Genomic DNA, 19,198 nt, shown 5'->3' with positions numbered 1-19,198 from the left:
ACCGTCGGCAAAGCGCGAACAAACTTCAAAGCCCAATTGGCAGAAGCTTCCAATCTCGCGCAGCCATGCTCGCGGCGCCTAAGCTTGCGAGTCAAAATGCGGCGACAATTAGGCCCGCACTTTCACGTTTTAACTGTCGCAACGTTTCGGAATCGATGTTATCTTATCCAAACAAGAGTCAAAAATACGAAACGAAATGTTAGGGGCCCTTCGGTTAACCTTCAATCGTGCGCAGTTCCGGCGCGCGTGCGTAGTTGAGTTTTGCAGTGGGGACGGCCGAAAGGCGGGGACGGGGTAGTTCGAAGGAAGACAACGGCGGCGGTTTATTGCGGCGGGCGAAATGACGGGAAGCAATCACACAGAAGCGAAGAGGACGGCGACAGGCCGCGCTTGCTTCACGATGAAAGCAACCCATATCAATTTCAGCGAGCCGATTGAACCGGAAAAGGCGCCGGAAAATATAATCGCCATTTTTGATGGCGAGGTTGCGTAATGCGAGCGGGGGGCGCTGGTTAGACCAGCGCCTTTTTTAATTCAAACATCGCGGGGCGGCCCTCCTGCGATATGAGCGAGTGAAAAGTGAGCGTGCGATCATGACCGACCAAAGCCTCGATGTTTTCGATGTTTTCTCCGAGAGCTACACCAAGCTGAAACAGGAGGCGATGAGCCTTCGCGACTACCTGCTCGCGGCGCGCGACGACGCAATGCTCTACGCCTCGCCCGCAGAGCGCATGGTCAAAGCTATCGGCGAGCCGAAACTGGTCGACACGTCGAAGGATCCGCGCCTCGCGCGCATTTTCTCGAACCGCACCATCCGCCATTACGAAGCCTTCGAAGGCTTTTACGGCATGGAGGACACGATCGAGCGCATCGTCTCCTTCTTCCGTCACGCGGCGCAGGGCCTCGAAGAAAAACGCCAGATCATCTACCTCCTCGGCCCTGTGGGCGGCGGCAAGTCGTCGCTCGCCGAGCGCCTGAAAGACCTGATGGAGGAATATCCGATCTATGTCTTGAAAGCCGGCAACGAAATCTCGCCGGTGTTCGAGAGCCCGCTCGGCCTCTTCCAGTCGGAAGAACTGAAAAGCCTCCTCGCCGACAAATACGGCATTGAAAAGCGCCGTCTCACCGGCCTCATGAGCCCTTGGGCGGTGAAGCGCCTCGACGAATTCGGCGGCGACATTTCGAAATTCGAAGTCGTGCGCATCTTCCCGTCGAAGCTGCGCCAGCTCGCCATCGCCAAGACCGAGCCGGGCGACGAAAACAATCAGGACATCTCGGCGCTGGTCGGCAAGGTCGATATTCGCAAGCTCGAGCATTTCTCCCAGGACGACACCGACGCCTATTCCTATTCGGGCGGGCTGTGCCGCGCGAACCAGGGCCTTCTCGAATTCGTCGAGATGTTCAAGGCGCCGATCAAGGTCCTGCATCCGCTGCTGACGGCGACGCAGGAAGGCAATTATGTGGGCACCGAAGCGCTGGGGCCCATTCCCTTTAACGGCGTCATTCTCGCGCACTCCAACGAAAGCGAGTGGCAGGCTTTCCGCAACAACAAAAACAACGAAGCCTTCCTCGACCGCATTAACGTCATCAAGGTGCCGTACAGCCTTCGGGTCACGGAAGAACGCCACATCTATGAAAAGCTGCTGGCGAGTTCCGAACTTTCCGCCGCCCCTTGCGCGCCGGAAACCCTCGATCTCCTTTCGCGCTTCTCGGTGCTGACGCGCCTCAAGGAGCACGAGAACTCAAATCTCTATTCGAAGCTCCGGGTCTATGACGGCGAAAAACTGAAAGACACCGACCCCAAAGCCAAGACCATGCAGGAATATCGCGACGCCGCCGGCATCGACGAAGGCATGGACGGCATCTCCACCCGCTTCGCCTACAAGGTGCTGTCGGAAACCTTCAACTTCGACACGGACGAAGTTGCCGCCGATCCGGTGCACCTCATGTATGTGCTCGAAAACGCCATCAAGCGCGAGCAATTCCCCGACGAAACCGAGAAGCAATATCTCGATTTCATCAAGTCGGAATTGTCGCAGCGCTATGCGGAGTTCATCGGCAAGGAAATCCAGAAGGCCTATCTCGAAAGCTATGCGGAATACGGCCAGAACCTCTTCGACCGCTATATCTCTTACGCCGACGCCTGGATCGAGGATCAGGACTTTAAAGATCCCGACACCGGCCAGCTTCTCGACCGTGCCACGCTCGACGCCGAGCTTTCGAAGATCGAGAAACCGGCGGGCATTGCGAACCCCAAGGATTTCCGCAACGAGGTCGTCAAATTTGCGCTTCGCGCCCGGGCGAACAATGAGGGCATGAATCCGAAATGGACGTCCTATGAGAAGCTGCGCAATGTCATCGAAAAGCGCATGTTCTCTCAGGTCGAAGACCTCCTCCCAGTGATTTCCTTCGACTCCAAGAAGGATTCGGAGACCGAGGCCAAGCACGAGAATTTCGTCAGCCGCATGGAAGAGCGGGGCTACACGCCGCGTCAGGTCCGCCGGCTCGTCGAATGGTATATGCGCGTCAACAAAGCCGGATAATTGGGGGATTAGGGATTAGGGACTAGAGAAAAGTTCAGATACCCTAATCCCTGAAACCTAACCCCTAGTACCTGCTTATGAATTCGTTTCACTTCATCGACCGGCGCAAGAATCCCAAGGGCAAGTCCCTTGGGAACCGTCAGCGTTTCCTGAAACGCGCCAAGGCGCAGATCAAGGAAGCGGTGAACAAGTCCCTGCGCGAACGGTCCATGAAAGAGCTCGACAAGGGCGAAAAGATCACTATTCCGTCGAAATCGACGGCGGAGCCGCGCTTTTCCCATGACCGGGAAAAAGGCGCGCGCGAGGCGGTCCATCCCGGCAACAAGGAATTCTCGACCGGCGACAGGATTAAAAAGCCTCCTAAGAGCGCAGGCCGCGGCAAGGGCAAGGAAGCAAGCGACACCGGCGAAGGCGAGGACAATTTCCAGTTCACGCTGACCCAGGAAGAATTCCTCGACATCTTTTTCGAGGACCTTGAGCTTCCCAATCTCGTCAAGCGGTCGCTGAAAGAGATCAAATCCTACGCCTACAAGCGCGCGGGTATCACGGTGGCCGGCTCGCCCACCAACATGAACATCACCCGCACCATGCGGAACGCGCATGGCCGTCGTCTGGCGCTGAAACGTCCATCGACGAAGGCCATGAATGAGCTGAAAGAGCGCCTTTTCGAGTTGGAGCGCAATTCAAGCCCCAGCGAGAAAGAGATCGCCGAAAAGAAAGCGATCATCGAACAGCTCGAGGCGATGGAAAAGCGCCGCAAGTTCACGCCGTTCATCGACCCGCTCGACCTTCGCTACAACGCCTATGAGCCGACGCCGGTGGAGACGACCGCCGCCGTCATGTTCTGTTTGATGGACGTCTCCGGCTCCATGGGCGAGCGCGAAAAAGACCTCGCCAAGCGGTTTTACATGCTGCTCTACCTCTTCCTCAAACGCCGCTATGAGCGCGTCGAGGTGGTGTTCATCCGCCACACCCATCACGCGGAGGAAGTGGACGAAGAAACCTTCTTCTATTCGCGCCAGTCGGGCGGCACGGTGGTGTCGACGGCGCTTGAAAAAATGCTGGAAGTCCAGCGCGAGCGTTTTCCGGCCCATGAATGGAACATCTATGTGGCGCAGGCGTCGGACGGCTTCACCCAATCCGGCGACGCCAAACGCTGCGTCGAGATGCTCGGCGAAGAGGTGATGCCGATCTCGCAATATTACGCCTATATCGAAATCCTCGACGAGCGCGAGCTCGAAGTCTTTTCCGACGCCGATTCGGGCGCCGAACTCTGGCGCGCCTATCGAACCTTCGCGCCGAAATGGCCGAATTTCGCCCAGACGCGCATCGCCCGGCCCCAGGACATCTTCCCGGTCTTCCGCGAACTTTTCGCGCGGGACAAGAAGGAGGCGGCGTGATTTGGCTCATCGCTCTCGCAGCCGGGTTGGTTTGGGCTCCAATCGGTTTCTTCCTTTGGCGTTGGACGGATAAAAACCTTTCGCCACGATGGAAAGCCCTCGCTTGGCCAGCATGGATAAAATATTTGGCGACACTGCCCGCAGCATGGTTCGCAGTAACAGTGGCAATTTTTCTTCCGTGGTGGACTTTTCTTCTTATTTTTAACGGCCCACCGGCGGTGCCGGCTTCCTTTGATGAGCAAATGCGCTCGTCGTTTCTGCTGCTTCCTACGGCGGTTCCAAGTGGAGCATTGATCTTAGGCTATCAGATTAAGTCTTTTTTTGAATCTAGGCGGGAAGCGAAGTAATGAGCGAAGCGGTAGAAAAACTCCCCCTCATCTATAACGAAGCCGACTGGGACTTCGAGACCCTGAAGCGCGCCTATGACGCGATCGAGGATATCGGCCTCAACGATCTCGGCCTCAAGGTCTATCCGAACCAGATCGAGATCATCTCCTCGGAACAGATGCTCGACGCGTATTCCAGTCACGGCATGCCGCTGATGTACAAGCACTGGTCGTTCGGAAAACATTTCGCCCGCGACCAGATGACCTATCAGAAGGGCTGGACCGGTCTCGCCTATGAGATCGTCATCAATTCGAACCCCTGCATCTCCTATCTCATGGAAGAGAACACCATGACCATGCAGGCGCTCGTCATGGCGCATGCCTGTTTCGGGCATAACCACTTTTTCCGGAACAATTACCTCTTCCGTCAGTGGACCGACGCCGAAGGCATCCTCCCCTATCTCGACTTTTCGAAAAAATACATCGCGAAATGCGAGGACGAATACGGCTTTGAGGAAGTCGAGGCGGTCGTCGACGCGGCCCATGCGCTGATGGATCAGGGCGTTTTTCGTTATAACCGCCCGCCGCGGCTTTCCGACGCCGACCGGCTGGCGCGCATCGCCGCGCGCATCAAGCACGAAGAAACGAATTTCAACGACATCTGGCGCACGCTCCCCAACACCATCGAACCCGACGACGAAAAGGAAGAACGCCAGGCGGAAGTGAAAAACATCCAGTTACCTGAAGAAAACCTGCTCTATTTCATCGAGAAGGCTTCGCCGATCCTGCGGCCCTGGCAGCGCGAAATCGTGCGCATCGTCCGCAACATCGCGCAATATTTCTATCCGCAGAAACAGACGAAAGTCATGAACGAGGGCTGCGCCACCTTCGTCCACCATTACATCATGAATGAGCTTTACAATCGCGGGCAGATTTCCGAAGGCGCGATCATGGAGTTTTTGCACTCCCATTCCTCCGTCGTCTTCCAGCCGGAATTCGACGATCCGCGCTATTCGGGGATCAACCCCTACGCGCTCGGCTTCGCGATGATGGAAGACATCAAGCGCATCTGCGAAGACCCGAAGCCGGAAGACCGCGAATGGTTCCCGGACATTGCCGGCTCGGGCGACTGGCGCGCCGTGTTGAAAGACGCCTGGGCCAATTACCGCGACGAAAGCTTCATCCTGCAATATCTCTCCCCCACCGTGATGCGCCATTTCCGCATGTTCGCCATCGGCGACGACAGCGAAGAAAGCCATGTGGAGATCGAGGCGATCCATGACGAGCGCGGCTTCCGCGACGTGCGCCGGACGCTCGCCGCCATGTACGATCTCGGCATGCATGAGCCGAACATTCAGGTCGTCGGCGCCGATCTCGAGGGCGACCGCACGTTGAAACTGCGCCACACGGTCCATAACGGCCGCAAGCTCAACGAGAAAACCTCAGCCGCCGTCCTTACGCACATCGAAACCCTGTGGGGCTACGATGTGACGATGGACGAGGCGGACGCGTAGGCGCTCTACTCCGCCGCCTGCTTTCCGCCGCTGATCGATAACGCCGAGGCGAGGCCCGGCGCCTTCGACTTGCCGCCAAGCTTTTCGCGCACGGCGGTTTCGACGTTTTTACCGGTCTCCTCGTCGATATTGCGCCAATACTCAAAAGCGCGTTGCAAAATGTGCTCGCTGACCCCGTCGCTTAAGTGACCGGCGATATTGTCGACCAGCCGCTTGCGCGCCGCCTCGTCCATAACCTCGCGAATGAGCGCGCGGGGCTGGCTGACATCGTCATCGTCTTCGCGCAGCGTATAGGCTTCGCGGACCATGTCGCCATCCGCATGCCATAGTCCGGCTTCGCCATTGGGATCGGGCTGCGCGGCGGGGCCGCCATAGGAGTTCGGCGCATAGACCGGGTCGGAGACATTCTCCGTGCGCATGGCGCCGTCCTTACTGTAGCTGTGCACCGGGCATTTCGGCTTGTTCACCGGGATCTGCTTGTAATTGACGCCAAGCCGCGCGCGATGGGCGTCCGCATAGGAAAAACCGCGAGCGAGCAGCATTTTGTCGGGCGAAAGGCCGATGCCTGGGACCATGTTGTTCGGTTCGAACGCCGCCTGTTCGATCTCGGTATGGAAATCCGTCGGATTGCGATCAAGGACAAGCTTGCCCACCTCCATGGGCGGATAGTCGCCATGCGGCCACACCTTGGTCAGGTCGAACGGGTTGATGCGATATTTCTTCGCCTCTTCATACGGCATGATCTGCCATTGCAGCGTCCAGCTCGGATAGTCTCCGTCGCGAATGGCGTTGAACAAATCGCGGCGATGATAGTCGCCATCCGCGCCAGCCATCTTGTCGGCTTCGTCTTGCGTGAAAAACTCGTTCCCCTGATCGGTCTTCCAGTGGAATTTCACCCAGAATTTCTCGCCCTTGGCGTTGACGAGCATGTATGTGTGGCTGGAATAGCCGTTCATATGCCGCCAGGTGCGCGGGATGCCGCGGTCGCCCATGAGGATCGTCACCTGATGCGCGCTTTCGGGGCTGAGCGTCCAGAAATCCCATTGCATGTCGTGATCGCGCAACCCGTTGTCGGCGCGCCGCTTTTGCGAGCGAATGAAGTGCTGGAATTTCATCGGGTCGCGAATGAAGAAGACCGGCGTGTTGTTGCCGACCATGTCGAAATTGCCGTCTTCGGTATACATCTTGACGGAAAATCCGCGCGGATCGCGCCATGTGTCCGGACTGCCGCGCTCGCCTGCGACCGTTGAAAACCGGACCAAGGCATCCGACTTCGCGCCCGGCTGAAACGCCTTCGCCTTGGTGTATTGGCTGACATCCCTGGTGACTTCGAAATAGCCGAAGGCGCCGCTTCCCTTTGCATGGGGCTGACGCTCCGGAATGCGCTCGCGATTAAAATTCGCCATCTGCTCAAGAAGATAATGGTCATGCAGAACGATCGGTCCGTCGCGGCCGATCGTCAGCGAATGTTCGTCGCTTTGGACGCGAATGCCTGCATCGGTGGTGGTCGGGGGGGCGGTTTTGTCGCTGGCCATGGCGAGGATCCTTTTGGTTGATGCATCGACTATTGATTTGGGGAACATGAAAAAGCGCCTGGAAGTTCCGCTGCGACGCATTCCGCAAGGCCTGCCTGCATCCATGCGACGGCGCTAACCGGCGCCAAGAAACCGCGGCTGCCGTCCTGACCCACGTCCAAACCCTGTGGGGCTATGAAGCGACCATGGATGAGGAAGACGCGTAGCCTTTGGGTGGGGTTTGAGTCCGATAGCCATTTGGCGGCGCTTGAACGAGTACGCGCCACCCCCTCAGGCTAAACAACTTGAATCATTGGAAAATGGCGCATTGCTCCACTGGATTAAAACGCCCTGCTTGCTAACCCTTAATTTAGCGACGAGAGTGTGAATTCCTTTTGATGGAATCTTGGGGGCGGAAATGAAACTCAAAATATATATACGGCATCTCATCCTCGCTTTGGCGGGGGTCGTCGTAGGCTTGATGTCTGTAAGCTTGGCCTTCGACTATGCGCTCTACAGTTCACCGCAATCCGTAGAAATTGAGCGTGAAGCTACGCGCTACTACCACGTCGTTCGAACCTCCTTTGTTCCGATCATTGTCGTAGGCACATTGCTGGGGCTTGTCGCGACGACTGCTTATCGGATCGTGTTCGTCAGAAATTGGCGCACCTACCTGCTCGCGATTGGTGTTTTCTCTTTGAGCATCTATTATGTAACAGTCGTTTTCGCCCTTGAGGACAATCTTCCTAATCTGACGGAGTTTGACGCAAGGGTCGCCTCGTTAATCCAGATTGGTCTCGCGCATCTGCTTACCTGGCTCGCGGGCTGGTTCGCCATCATACTGCTGATGTTCGAAAGCGAAGACCGGCATTAGACGTCTTCGACAAAAATCGTCTCTTCTTTTGCGGTCAAGGCCGCCATCAAACAATCGCACACATCGGCGATCGGCTAAAATCCGCGACTAACGCCCCTTGTCGTCGCGCCCGAAGTTCGGCGCGGCGGTTTCCTGACCCGCTTCGACAATCGCCCGGCGCAGCCCGCGCACCCGGGTGAAGGCGTCTTCGAGCGCCTTGCCGTCGCCCCAGCGGATCGCCCGCTGCATCACCGCGAGCTCTTCGGAAAACCGTCCGAGCACTTCCAGCACCGCGTCCTTGTTATTCAGGAAAACGTCGCGCCACATGATCGGGTCGGAGGCGGCGATGCGCGTGAAGTCGCGAAAACCGCCGGCGGAATATTTAACGACTTCGCCGGCTGCCACCGATTCCACATCGTCCGCGGCGCCGACCAGCGTGAAGGCGATGAGGTGCGGCAGGTGGCTGGTGACGGCAAGCGCCAGATCGTGATGCGCCGCATCCATGATCTCGACTTTCGCGCCGACGCCGGACCAGAGCGCCGCGGCTTTTTCGACGGCGGCTTTATAGGCGCCGTCTTCGCGCGGGGCCGGCGTCAGGATGCACCAGCGGTCCTGGAAGAGCGAGGCGAAGCCCGCTTCCGGGCCGGATTGCTCGGTGCCGGCAACCGGGTGACAGGGCACGAAATGAACCCGCTCGGGCATCGCTTTCGCGGCGTCCAGCGCCACACCCTTCACCGAGCCCACATCGATAATGAGCGCGCCGTCATCGGCGGCGGCGCCAAGCTCTTTCGCCACGGCGCCGATGGCGCCCACCGGCGTCGACAGAATAATGAGGTCGGCGCCTTTGACGCCCTCGGCGAGACCGGTTTCGCCGCTATCGATGACGCCAAGCTTCGTCGCGCGCATGATGACGTCCGCATCGCGATCGACGCCGATAATCTCCTCAACAAGCTTCCGCTCGCGCAAAGCGCGCGCGAGCGAAGACCCGATGAGGCCGACGCCGATGATCGCGGCGCGCTTGAACTTGATACTGTCAGTCACGGGAGAATTTCTTTTCCAGAAGCTCGATGAATTTGCGGTTCCCCGCCTTGGGGCCGACAGTGACGCGCAAATAGTCGCCGAGTCCGTAAGCGCCCATCTCCCGCACGATGACGCCATTCGCTTTCAGATAGGATTGGACGTCATCGGCGTTATGGCCGGGCTCTTGCGGAAATTTCACCAGAATGAAATTGCCATGGCTCGGCACGAAGTCGAGCCCGAGACCGCCGAGCTGCTGTTGCATGTAATCGCGCTCCGAGCGGTTATGGGCGAGATTGCGCTGCACGAAATCCTGATCCTCCAGCGCCGCAATGCCCGCCTCCTGTGCGGCCATGGTGACGTTGAACGGCCCGCGAATGCGGTTCAGCACATCGGCGATGGGGAACGGGCAATAGGCCCAGCCGAGACGCAGCGCCGCAAGCCCGTAAATCTTCGAAAAGGTGCGCGTCATGACGACATTCGGATATTCGCTGACGAGCGCCGATCCGTCTGCATAGTCCGCCTCCTCCATGAACTCCGCATAGGCGGCGTCGACGACGAGGATGATGTCTTCGCGCAGCTTTTCGCGCAGGCGGCGGATTTCTGAGTCCGGAATATAAGTGCCCGTCGGATTATTCGGATTGGCGATGAACACCATACGCGTACGGTCGTCGACAAGATCGAGCATGGCGTCGACATCGCCGGTGAGATTTTTCTCCGGCGCAAAACGCGGCTCGGCGCCGCAGCTTTTGGCGGCCAGCGCATAGACGAGAAAACCGTGGGCGCTCTGGATAATATTGTCGCCCTCGCCCACATAGGCGCGCACGAGAAGCTGGAGGAGCTCGTCGGACCCGGCGCCGCAGACGATGCGGGAAGGATCGAGCCCGTGGAGGTCGCCGATCTTTTCCCGGAGCTTCGCGGACGCGCCGTCGGGATAGAGGAACAACTCGTCCGCGGCCTCGTGATAGGCTTCGACCGCCTTGGGGCTCGCGCCGAGGGCGGACTCGTTCGACGAGAGCTTGTGGATCTCCTGCGCCCCCGGCGCCTGCGATCCGCCGGGCTTATAAGGCTTGATGTCCATGATGCCTGGACGCGGCTGCGGGAGCGCCATTTCGTGAAATCCTTTGCTTGATCCGACCGCGATATAGCGGCGGGGCGGCGGCGCTGGCAACCGAGAGCCTGCCTAGCGGGAGGAGCGCGGCTGCAGGGGCTGGGGCGCGGCGAGGGCCGGGCGCCGCGCGCGCGCGCCTTCCTGCCGCACCAGGCCAACGGGCGCCAGCATGTCTTTTTCCGCCTCGAGCATCAGGACCCCGCCGAGCCCCGGCCACAGGCGCGAGCCGGCGCGCTCCCAGGCGCGGGCGGCCCTGAGGAGCAGCGTTGACCGTAAAGGCGGGAAAAACAGCGCCGAATTCCAGACCGTAGGGCGAAAGACCGCATCGCGCAGCAGCCCCTCAAGGCGGCGCTTCAGATAAGGCCGGCCGGCCGCGAAGGGCGTCGTGTCGATCACCGACCAGAGGCCCCGCCGGTGCGAGACGACGATGACGACGCGCCCGTCATCTTTCAGAACCCGCCAGACCTCGCGCATCAGGCGCTGGGGCTGCGGCGCTTCTTCGAGCCCGTGAACGATCAGCACCCGGTCAAGGCTCGCATCGGGAATGGGCCAGTCATGCTCGCCCACAAGGCTCGCCGCATTCGCCGCCTCGCGCGGCCAGCGGATGACCCCCTGCCCGCCCGGCGCCAGCGCGAACCGCGCATAAGCCCCTGTGAAAAGTTCGAGATAGGGATTGGCGTAGCCGAACCCGGCGATGGAAAGCCCGGCGCCGTCGCCCCAGAGCTCCGTCACCCGGCCGGCGATAAACTCGCGCGCCATGCGCCCCAGCGGCGCTTGATAGAAATCGTGAAAGTCGAGAATGTCGGTGCGCATGAGACTTTTCCGCGCCTTTTCACAGGCTGCGCCCGGCCTCGCGGTTTTGCGCCGGGCGTCGCGATTGTTATGCTGGCCGCCTTAATCGGCCGTCAATGAAGCCCCATAAAGCTCAAGGGGGCGAGCGAAAGACATAGCCATGCCCATCGATATTCGCCAGTTTGCCTGCCTTTCCGACAATTACGGCTATCTCGTCCATGACCGGGTGACGGGCGCGACGGCGGCGATCGACACGCCCGACGCAGGGGCGATCAACCGCGAGCTCGAGGCGGCGGGCTGGAAACTGACCCATATCCTCAACACCCACCATCACTGGGATCATGCGGGCGGCAATCTGGCGCTGAAGGAAACATGGGGCTGCGAGATCGTCGGCCCGAAAGGCGAGGCGGCGAAAATCCCCGGCCTCGACCGCCCTGTGGGCGAAGGCGCCGAAATCATGCTCGGCGCGTCAAAAGCCACCGTGCATGAAACACCGGGACATACGCTCGGCCATATCATCTATCACTTTGCTGACGACCGCGCCGCTTTTGTCGGCGACACGATTTTCGCCATGGGCTGCGGGCGCCTGTTTGAAGGCACGGCGGAGCAGATGTGGTCGTCGCTGTCGATGATTTCAGCGCTTCCCGCCGACACGAAACTTTACTGTGCGCATGAATATACGAAAGCGAATGCAGCGTTCGCTTTATCTGTCGATCCGCAGAACATCGACTTGAAAAAACGCTCGGCGGAAGTCGAGACCCTGCGCGCGAAAAATATTCCGACGGTGCCGACGACGGTAGCGCTCGAACGCGCCACGAACCCGTTCCTGCGCGCCGCGGATCCCTCGCTGCAGGCCGCCATCAACATGGAAGGCGCGAAGCCGGTCGATGTTTTCGCCGAAACGCGGCGCCTGAAAGACAATTTCTGATCTTAAATCGCAATGCGTTTTTCGATCAGCGTTTCTTCAGAATAGCCGCGCTTGCGGATCGAATACAGTTTGCAGAAATCGAGCAAGGCTTTCACTTCCTTGCTGTCCGGTTCGACGATGTCCGGTTTGGTCGACACGAGCGAGACGGCCGCGATCACCTTGTCGTCATAGGATATAATTGGGGCGGAGATGCATTGGCGGCCCGTCATGATCACGCCTATGGAAGAGGCGTATCCCGCCTCGCGCACAGTCTCGATCCTTGCGGCGATCTGCTTCATCACAGCGTCGTAATTCTCATTCTCCTGACGCCGCACCACCTCCGCAACCCGGTCGGGATTGCCGAACGCCAGAAAGACCAGCCCTGTCGCAGAATTCAGTACAGGCATGGAAACGCCCGCCCCCATCATCGCCATGGCGGGTTTTTTCGAGCGCTCGAACCGCACCATTGTCGGTCCGTTATCGGCCCACACGGTCAGGAAGCTGTCGGATTCCGTTTCGCTCGTCAGAGACGACAACGCCTCTCCGGCTCGATTGATAATATCCACGCGATTGATTGCGGCGAGACCGAGCCGCAAGGTCTCCATGCCGAGATCATAGGCGCCCGATTTCGTCGCCTGACTTAAAAAGCCGCAGGTGCAAAGGCTCTGTAGATAGCGGTGCGCCTTGCTGGGCGCGACGCCGGCGCGTGCTGCAATTTCCTTCAACGAAACCGGCCCATCCATTTGAGCCACCACATTGAGAATCCGAATAGCCTGGCTGACAGACTTCACGCCTGAACCGCCTTCCCTATCTTCAACCATGAACTTTTCCGCCCCTATTCGTTAATCACAACCTTGCGCGAATGTAGTTCCACATTTTTGCGCATCCTTTTGGTGCGATTTCCCCCGCGGAATCGCTCACAGAACCCAAACATTCTGAATGGGAATAATGATTTTAAAAATACAGTATAAGTTTACATTCGCAAAGTTATAATAATTCCAGTATTTGCAACTCATTTCGCTATTCAGAATAACAGCATTAATTGATGCCCACTACAGTCAGCTGTCCTAATTCTCCTTAAGTTCTTGCCGACTTCCAAGCAATGGATGAAGGCCACAACATAGTATCGACGCCGATTTTCGGCGTCAGTCGCCGGAACAAGCCTCATGCCCGTTTTTAACATGGCCAGAGAGTGTAGTCTGGAGCGGGTGAAGGGAATCGAACCCTCGTCGTAAGCTTGGGAAGCTTCTGCTCTGCCATTGAGCTACACCCGCCCGAAGGCGACAACCGCGCATGACCATTTCGCCCCGGCGCGAAAAAAGGTCAAGCGGGCGTTTTCCGGCCCTTCAGAGGCCGATTCGAGACCGAAAAGGTCTCGACCGGCAGGGCAAATCTCACCAAGAATTCATTTTCCGGAGGGTGCGGCGTCATCTTTCCGCCTGCATGGAACAGCTTTATCTAGGGCCCGGAACGGAAACGGCCGCCCAGCCGTTTTCCTGAGACTTCAGGGATATTGAAAGGAGGCCGGCATGTGGAAACGGCTAACAGGCATTTTCGGCGCAGTCGGCGCGGCGTTATTAATCGCGATTGCGCCCGCAGCGGCGAAACCAAAAGGCGAAAAGGCCGAGGAACTGGTGGTGAAAGCCGCCGACACGGTGAGCTATTTCGCCAATGACAGCGCGTTCGAGCCCTTGTGGGAGCTGGCGGACGACGCCAAGGCCATGGTGATCATTCCGAAATCCATTCGCGGCGGCTTCATTGTCGGCGCGTCCGGCGGCAACGCCGTCATGATCGCCCGCAATGAAGACGGCAGCTGGTCGGAGCCGACATTCTTCACCATCGGCTCCATTTCTCTCGGCTTCCAGGCTGGCGTCGAAGGATCGGAAACCATTCTCGCCATCATGACGCAACGCGGCATGGAGCATCTTCTGTCAACCACGGTCAAACTCGGCGCAGACCTTTCGGTCGCAGCCGGTCCGGTTGGCGCCGGCGCAAAAGCGCAGACGGTGGACGTTCTCGCCTTTTCGCGCTCTCGCGGCCTCTATGGCGGCGTCAGCCTGGAAGGCGCAGTGATGAAAGCCCGTCATAGCTGGAACCAGGATTACTATCAGGCGAATGTCACGCCCGCGGACATTATCTACCGGGAAAAAGTCGCAAACCCGCAATCGGCCGTGCTGCAGAACGCCGTCTGGGCCCTCGCCCATCGCGACCAGCCCGGCGCGCAGCCGATGATCGCGCCTGTGAAACCGGCCAGGGTCGACCCGGTGACTGGCGAGCCTTTGCCGGCGGAGCCGGAATATGAAGACGACGAGGTCTGGGGCGCGCCCCTTGGCGACAACTAGGCCCCAGCAATTGAGATTGCTGACACGGAATTGATCTTCAGTGATCGAGCCTTAAAAGCCCGCCGGTGGAACCGGCGGGCTTTTTCGTTCATGCTCTACCGTCAACGCAGTGGAAGAGTTTATGGACGGCGAAAAGCCCGCCTTGTTGAAATTTCAGCATCCGGACATTACCGCGAAGGGAGAGGCGCGCGCGACCGTACCGTTCGCCAGACTTGAAACGCTCTGGGTGAACACCGGCACGCTGTGCAATGTGGAATGCACGCATTGTTACATCGAATCCTCGCCGGCGAATGACCGCCTCTCCTATCTGACGGCGCGCGAACTCGAACCGTTTCTCGATGAAGCAAAGACCATGGGCGCCCGGGAGATCGGGTTCACCGGCGGCGAGCCGTTCATGAATCCCGAGATGATCGCCATGACCGAAGCGGCGCTGTCGCGGGGGTTTGAAACGCTGATCCTCACCAACGCGATGAAGCCGATGATGCGCCCGCGGGTCCGCGACGGCCTCCTCAAGCTTCGCGAAGACTATGGCGCCCGCCTCACCCTGCGCGTCAGCCTCGATCATTACTCCCAGGACGGTCATGACGCCGAACGCGGCGCCAGCGCTTTTGCGCTGGGCCTGGAAGGGCTCAAATGGCTGCAGAACAATGGTTTTGATGTAACTGTCGCCGGGCGAACGCTGAGCGGCGAAGACGAAGAGACATTGCGTAAAGGTTTCGCTGCGCTCTTCGCGGAAAACGGCATCTACATCGACGCGCGCGACAAAAACCAGCTCGTGATCTTTCCGGAAATGGACGCCGTGAAAGACCTTCCCGAGATCACCACCGCCTGCTGGTCGATTCTGGGCAAGGATCCGAACGATATCATGTGCGCGACCTCGCGCATGGTGGTGAAACGCAAAGGCGCGGCGGGGCCCGCTGTCCTTTCCTGCACGCTTCTTCCTTATGACGCGCAATTCGAAATGGGAAGAAGCCTTGAGGAAGCCTCGTCGCCGGTGAAGCTCAATCATCCGTTCTGCGCGCAGTTTTGCGTCCTTGGCGGCGCAAGCTGTTCGGGATAGATCAGCGCTATGAACACGCCAAAGGAAACCGCTCTCGAACAGCGCGCGATTGAAGGCGCGAAAATGTATTCGCCGTCTGTAGCGCGCAATCGCGACGTCATTCGCGATGCGTTTTTGAGAACCATGCCGCAGGAAGGACGCCTGCTCGAAATCGGCGCCGGCACAGGCGAACACGCAGCGCATATCGCCAGCGCGTTGCCTAAGCTTCAATGGTTCACGGGCGATCCTGACGAAACCGCGCGCGCATCGATTGCCGCCTGGATCGCGGACATGAAGCTCGACAATTTGCATGGACCGCACGCGCTCGATGTCACCGCTAAGGACTGGGACGGCGCGCTTGCCGCGCCCTATGACGCCGTGCTTTCCATCAATATGATTCACATCGCCCCGTTCGAAGCGGCGCAAGGCCTGTTCGCAGGTGCAGGAAGGTTATTGCGCTCCAGTGGAAAACTGTTCCTTTACGGACCTTTCTCGCGCGAAGGCGTTCACACGGCGCCATCGAACGAAGCATTCGATGAGAGTTTGAAATCCCGGGACCCGCGCTGGGGCGTGCGTGATCTCGACCGTGAACTTGTTCCGCTTGCGAATGAAAATTCCCTAGCGCTCGAAGAGGTTGTGGAAATGCCGGCGAACAACCTCTCCGTCATCTTCCGGAAAAACTGACAATAGTCTTTTGAATCAGCCCGCTCTTTTCCCCACATGCGTGGGCGAAAGAATGTGGAAAAGAATGATTCGACCAATGTCAATTCTGAGTTATTCTGATTTTGTTTCGCGGCTCTATTGGTCATTCGCAGCGATTGCCTAGCGGCGGGTGACACGAGCAAACGAAATGATGCGCTGGTCCGGATGCGACGCTCAGAAGCAGACCGGACAAGACAAAACCGAAAGGCGGGATTTGTCGCGCATGGCCGGACCTGAGCGGTCCGCCCCCGTATGGAAAGCCGAAAGGCGTTTCATGAACCGGGGGGCCGGAATCGCCGTGAGCAGCGGGCAAGCTGCTGATCGGCGCGCGGCGTCAACGCCTGTGCGACAGCGCAAGCTGGCGCATTGGAAGAGACGATGCGGATCTGAAGGACGCATGGCGGCGGACATGGCGAAACGCAAATTGCCGGCAGCCACGACCCGAGTTATGCGCCCGAAAGGTCTAGCGGTTGGAAATATGGGCGGCAACGCTCCTGTTTAACAGTCGCGCTGGAGAACATCTGAATTCTCACTGGATTGGGGTGTGCTCCGGATTTCTCGCGTAAGCGGGAAGAAAGGGCGTCGCGAAAGCGTCGCCCTTTTTTTCGTTTTCGGTCGTTTTCCATTTTTTGCGTATTACAGGGGCCGATTGCCGCTTTTTCATATGCAGCGGCGCCGCGCCCCCTGCCGCATCAGGCAAAACCCGTTATACGGGGCCGCTATGGCCCACACGATCCGCATTCTCGCCGCCCTTTTGATCGCCGCGTTCTTCCTGATTTCCGGCAATGGCTTGCAGGGAACGCTCCTTTCCGTGCGCGGCAATATGGAAGGCTTTCCGCTGGTTCTGGTGGGCCTGCTTATGTCCGCCTATTTCGCCGGGTTCATCTTCGGCTGCCGGATTGCGCCGCGCATGGTGAAGCGCGTCGGCCATATCCGCGCCTTTACAGCGTTGGCGTCGATCGCCTCTGCGGCGGCGCTCGCCTACGCCCTCGCTGTGGAGCCGGTGTTCTGGCTCCTTCTCCGGGTAGTGACGGGCTTTTCGCTCGCCGGCCTTTATATGATCATCGAGAGCTGGATCAACGAAACCGTCGATAATGAACAGCGCGGGCGCACGCTTGCGGTCTACCGTCTGGTGGATCTCACCGCCGCGACCCTGGGCCAGGCGATGATCGCGCTTGCGGACCCGACGGCGTTCACTCTGTTCGCCATCGTCTCGATCCTGATCTCGCTCGCGCTGGTGCCGGTCGCGATGACGACGACGACGCAGCCGCGGCCCATCACCAGCGCCAAGCTGGACCTGCGCAAACTTTTCCGCATTTCGCCCCTCGCCGCCGCCGGATGCCTCGCCGTCGGCGTCGCCAACGGAGCCTTCTGGGCGGTGGGCGCGGTCTATGTGCAGCAGCTAGGCTATGACGTCAGGACCGTTGCGGTTTTCATGACAACCGTCGTCATCGCCGGCGCCCTCGTGCAATGGCCGCTGGGGCTGATCTCCGACCGCACCGACAGGCGCATCATCGTCACCATCACCGCGGGGCTCTGCTCTGCGGCGGGCGCATTCCTGGCGGCGGCGGGCGGCGTTTCCGGGCAGATGCTGCTCTTCGGCGCCTTTGCATTCGGCTTCACGGCCATGCCGATTTTCGGATTGTGCGTCGCTCACGCCAATGACCGCGCCGAGCCTCATGAATATGTGACCCTCGCGGCGGGTCTCCTGTTGCTTTATGGCGCCGGGGCCGTCGCCGGGCCGGTCATCGCGCCACTCCTGATGAACGCCTTCGGCCCGTCAGCGCTTTTCATCCATAGCTCGGTCATTTACGGCGCGCTCGTGCTCTTCGGCCTCTACCGGATCTTCGTGCGGGATCCGGCGCCGCAGTCGAACCGCGAGTCTTACGTCTCGGTTCCCCGCACCTCGCCGGCGGTTTTCGAATTCGATCCGCGCGCAGAACCCGAAGAGAATGACGGCGATGAACCCGTCAGCGGAAATGTTTCGACAGCTTCAAGCCCTGTCCCTGGTAGTTCGACTTGATGGTCTCGCCGTAAAGCCGCTCCGGCCGCGCCGCCATTTTCTCATAGACGAGCCTGGCCACGAGCTGGCCGTCTTCAAGCACGAAAGGCGCGTCGTGGCTTCTGACTTCCAGAACGCCGCGCGACCCATTGATTCCACCCTCCCCTTGCTCGTCAGGCCGCCAGCCGAAACCCGGATCGAAGAACCCCGCATAATGAACCCGGAACTCGCCAAGGCCGGGACTAATCGGCGTCATCTCCGCCGCGTAATCCGGCGGCACGGCGAGGGCTTCCTTGGAGGCGAGAATATAAAACTCATCCGGGTCGAGAATAATGAAACCGGATTTCGGCGCCGCGATGGGTTCGAAATAATCATGACGGTCGAGGGCGCCGACCTTATCGACGTCAATGAGCGCCGAATGACGCCGCGCGCGCCAGCCGACGAAACCGTCCTCTGAGCGAAGCGACACCGACAGGCCGAGGCCGCCGGCAATATCCGCCGGACCGTCCACCAGCGGCGATTGCTCGTTGAGCCGGCGCAGCGCCGCATCGTCGAGACGGAACTCGCCGCATTTCAGACGAAGCTGATTGAGACTCGATCCCGTTCGCGCGAGAATGGAAAACGTCCGTGGACTGATTTCTGCGTAAAGCGGTCCCGAATAGCCTGCCGGAATTTCATCGAAGGCGGCGCCGTAATCGGTGACGAGGCGCACAAAAACGTCGATGCGTCCGGTGGAGCTTTTCGGATTGGCGGCGCCTTCGACGCCCGCCGGCAGCGCCAGCCTTTCATTCAATTCCACAAGGTAAACGCAGCCGCGTTCAAAAACGGCGCCGCTGGAAAGGTCGATTTCCTGCATCGCAAGCCCGCCGGCGAGCCGCGCAGCCACCGTTCGCGCCCGCGAGGGAAGAAACGACGCCCGCACCCGCCAGGCGCGAGAGGAAAGGGTGAGATCGAGGCTCGCCGGCTGCAGGCGCGCGGGATGAGCGCCATCGATCACGCCGCGTTCCATCAGCGCGGCGATAGTTTGCGATGCAAGCACTCCGTCTTTCAGCATCACGTCTTTGCTCATCCGGTTCGTTTGCCTCCCGCACGCGCCGATGGCAAGAGGCTTTGCGTGCACCCCCTTGGCGCTTTTC

16 protein-coding genes and 1 tRNA gene are annotated in these 19,198 nt (G+C 59.4%); 10 read left to right on the top strand and 7 right to left on the bottom strand.

The genetic code is table 11. The features are described 5' to 3' along the window. Positions 1–593 precede the first annotated feature (593 nt). The 4 genes from ACQY5P_RS14790 to ACQY5P_RS14775 all read left to right on the top strand — a co-directional run bounded on the left by ACQY5P_RS14790 (position 594) and on the right by ACQY5P_RS14775 (position 5,783). Positions 594–2,543: a PrkA family serine protein kinase gene (locus ACQY5P_RS14790; RefSeq protein WP_428407636.1), complete on the top strand. Its 1,950-nt coding sequence runs from the start codon at positions 594–596 to the stop codon at positions 2,541–2,543. Positions 2,544–2,620: 77 nt separating this feature from the next. Then, positions 2,621–3,943, top strand: a complete 1,323-nt coding sequence (locus ACQY5P_RS14785; protein ID WP_428407635.1) for a YeaH/YhbH family protein — start codon at positions 2,621–2,623, stop codon at positions 3,941–3,943. Next, positions 3,940–4,290, top strand: coding sequence for a hypothetical protein (locus ACQY5P_RS14780; RefSeq protein ID WP_428407634.1), 351 nt, complete (start codon positions 3,940–3,942; stop codon positions 4,288–4,290). Before ACQY5P_RS14785 ends, ACQY5P_RS14780 begins: the two co-directional genes overlap by 4 nt. Continuing rightward, positions 4,290–5,783 (top strand): SpoVR family protein, encoded by a 1,494-nt coding sequence (locus ACQY5P_RS14775; RefSeq protein ID WP_428407633.1) that lies wholly within the window; start codon positions 4,290–4,292, stop codon positions 5,781–5,783. The genes ACQY5P_RS14780 and ACQY5P_RS14775 overlap by 1 nt, the downstream gene beginning before the upstream one ends. 5 nt (positions 5,784–5,788) lie before the next feature. Here ACQY5P_RS14775 and ACQY5P_RS14770 read toward each other — a convergent pair whose 3' ends face one another. After that, a complete protein-coding gene (locus tag ACQY5P_RS14770) occupies positions 5,789–7,318 on the bottom strand; it encodes a catalase (protein ID WP_428407632.1) in 1,530 nt (509 codons plus the stop codon). 460 nt (positions 7,319–7,778) lie between these two features. Between ACQY5P_RS14770 and ACQY5P_RS14765 the strand changes: the two genes are divergently transcribed. After that, the gene (locus ACQY5P_RS14765; RefSeq protein WP_428407631.1) at positions 7,779–8,171 is read left to right on the top strand and encodes a hypothetical protein; all 393 of its coding nucleotides are present in this window, start codon (positions 7,779–7,781) and stop codon (positions 8,169–8,171) included. Between the two features lie 87 nt (positions 8,172–8,258). On the opposite strand, the gene ACQY5P_RS14760 is transcribed toward ACQY5P_RS14765, so the two are convergent. The 3 genes from ACQY5P_RS14760 to ACQY5P_RS14750 form a co-directional block, all read right to left on the bottom strand. Then, positions 8,259–9,191: a prephenate/arogenate dehydrogenase family protein gene (locus ACQY5P_RS14760; protein WP_428407630.1), complete on the bottom strand. Its 933-nt coding sequence runs from the start codon at positions 9,189–9,191 to the stop codon at positions 8,259–8,261. Continuing rightward, positions 9,184–10,278 (bottom strand): histidinol-phosphate transaminase, encoded by a 1,095-nt coding sequence (gene hisC / locus ACQY5P_RS14755; RefSeq protein ID WP_428407629.1) that lies wholly within the window; start codon positions 10,276–10,278, stop codon positions 9,184–9,186. The genes ACQY5P_RS14760 and hisC overlap by 8 nt, the downstream gene beginning before the upstream one ends. Positions 10,279–10,350: 72 nt before the next feature. Next, positions 10,351–11,091 carry a class I SAM-dependent methyltransferase gene (locus ACQY5P_RS14750; RefSeq protein WP_428407628.1) on the bottom strand — a complete coding sequence of 247 codons (741 nt, stop codon included), beginning with the start codon at positions 11,089–11,091 and terminating at the stop codon, positions 10,351–10,353. Positions 11,092–11,230: 139 nt separating this feature from the next. On the opposite strand from ACQY5P_RS14750, the gene gloB reads away from it, so the two are divergent. Then, entirely contained in the window at positions 11,231–11,998 is a 768-nt protein-coding gene (gene gloB, locus ACQY5P_RS14745) for a hydroxyacylglutathione hydrolase (RefSeq protein WP_428407627.1), read from the top strand. A 2-nt stretch (positions 11,999–12,000) separates the two neighbouring features. On the opposite strand, the gene ACQY5P_RS14740 is transcribed toward gloB, so the two are convergent. Both ACQY5P_RS14740 and ACQY5P_RS14735 read right to left on the bottom strand, forming a co-directional pair. After that, entirely contained in the window at positions 12,001–12,798 is a 798-nt protein-coding gene (locus ACQY5P_RS14740; RefSeq protein ID WP_428407626.1) for an IclR family transcriptional regulator, read from the bottom strand. Between the two features lie 379 nt (positions 12,799–13,177). Further along, positions 13,178–13,251, bottom strand: a tRNA-Gly gene (locus tag ACQY5P_RS14735). A gap of 255 nt (positions 13,252–13,506) precedes the next feature. Between ACQY5P_RS14735 and ACQY5P_RS14730 the strand changes: the two genes are divergently transcribed. From ACQY5P_RS14730 to ACQY5P_RS14715, 4 genes are all read left to right on the top strand, one after another. Further along, positions 13,507–14,319, top strand: coding sequence for a lipid-binding SYLF domain-containing protein (locus ACQY5P_RS14730; protein WP_428407625.1), 813 nt, complete (start codon positions 13,507–13,509; stop codon positions 14,317–14,319). A gap of 121 nt (positions 14,320–14,440) precedes the next feature. After that, entirely contained in the window at positions 14,441–15,379 is a 939-nt protein-coding gene (locus tag ACQY5P_RS14725) for a radical SAM protein (RefSeq protein ID WP_428407624.1), read from the top strand. A 9-nt stretch (positions 15,380–15,388) separates the two neighbouring features. After that, positions 15,389–16,042 carry a DUF938 domain-containing protein gene (locus ACQY5P_RS14720; protein ID WP_428407623.1) on the top strand — a complete coding sequence of 218 codons (654 nt, stop codon included), beginning with the start codon at positions 15,389–15,391 and terminating at the stop codon, positions 16,040–16,042. Positions 16,043–16,781: 739 nt separating this feature from the next. Then, complete coding sequence (locus tag ACQY5P_RS14715; protein WP_428407622.1) at positions 16,782–18,083, top strand: MFS transporter; 1,302 nt, start codon at positions 16,782–16,784, stop codon at positions 18,081–18,083. On the opposite strand, the gene ACQY5P_RS14710 is transcribed toward ACQY5P_RS14715, so the two are convergent. Beyond that, positions 18,031–19,131 carry a 2'-deoxycytidine 5'-triphosphate deaminase gene (locus tag ACQY5P_RS14710; RefSeq protein WP_428407621.1) on the bottom strand — a complete coding sequence of 367 codons (1,101 nt, stop codon included), beginning with the start codon at positions 19,129–19,131 and terminating at the stop codon, positions 18,031–18,033. The two genes, ACQY5P_RS14715 and ACQY5P_RS14710, sit on opposite strands and share 53 nt — an antisense overlap. Positions 19,132–19,198: the final 67 nt, after the last annotated feature.

The sequence above is a fragment of the Hyphococcus sp. genome (assembly GCF_965267305.1).
Taxonomy (GTDB): Bacteria; Pseudomonadota; Alphaproteobacteria; order Caulobacterales; family Parvularculaceae; genus Hyphococcus.
This window is presented reverse-complemented; position numbering and strand designations above follow the sequence as displayed.

Bases quoted from the DNA above. Each gene is read 5' to 3' on its own strand.
- ACQY5P_RS14790 (WP_428407636.1), top strand. From the start codon at position 594: ATGACCGACCAAAGCCTCGATGTTTTCGATGTTTTCTCCGAGAGCTAC.
- ACQY5P_RS14785 (WP_428407635.1), top strand. From the start codon at position 2,621: ATGAATTCGTTTCACTTCATCGACCGGCGCAAGAATCCCAAGGGCAAG.
- ACQY5P_RS14775 (WP_428407633.1), top strand. From the start codon at position 4,290: ATGAGCGAAGCGGTAGAAAAACTCCCCCTCATCTATAACGAAGCCGAC.
- ACQY5P_RS14770 (WP_428407632.1), bottom strand. From the start codon at position 7,318: ATGGCCAGCGACAAAACCGCCCCCCCGACCACCACCGATGCAGGCATT.
- ACQY5P_RS14765 (WP_428407631.1), top strand. From the start codon at position 7,779: ATGTCTGTAAGCTTGGCCTTCGACTATGCGCTCTACAGTTCACCGCAA.
- hisC (WP_428407629.1), bottom strand. From the start codon at position 10,278: ATGGCGCTCCCGCAGCCGCGTCCAGGCATCATGGACATCAAGCCTTAT.
- ACQY5P_RS14750 (WP_428407628.1), bottom strand. From the start codon at position 11,091: ATGCGCACCGACATTCTCGACTTTCACGATTTCTATCAAGCGCCGCTG.
- gloB (WP_428407627.1), top strand. From the start codon at position 11,231: ATGCCCATCGATATTCGCCAGTTTGCCTGCCTTTCCGACAATTACGGC.
- ACQY5P_RS14740 (WP_428407626.1), bottom strand. From the start codon at position 12,798: ATGGTTGAAGATAGGGAAGGCGGTTCAGGCGTGAAGTCTGTCAGCCAG.
- ACQY5P_RS14730 (WP_428407625.1), top strand. From the start codon at position 13,507: ATGTGGAAACGGCTAACAGGCATTTTCGGCGCAGTCGGCGCGGCGTTA.
- ACQY5P_RS14725 (WP_428407624.1), top strand. From the start codon at position 14,441: ATGGACGGCGAAAAGCCCGCCTTGTTGAAATTTCAGCATCCGGACATT.
- ACQY5P_RS14720 (WP_428407623.1), top strand. From the start codon at position 15,389: ATGAACACGCCAAAGGAAACCGCTCTCGAACAGCGCGCGATTGAAGGC.
- ACQY5P_RS14715 (WP_428407622.1), top strand. From the start codon at position 16,782: ATGGCCCACACGATCCGCATTCTCGCCGCCCTTTTGATCGCCGCGTTC.
- ACQY5P_RS14710 (WP_428407621.1), bottom strand. From the start codon at position 19,131: ATGAGCAAAGACGTGATGCTGAAAGACGGAGTGCTTGCATCGCAAACT.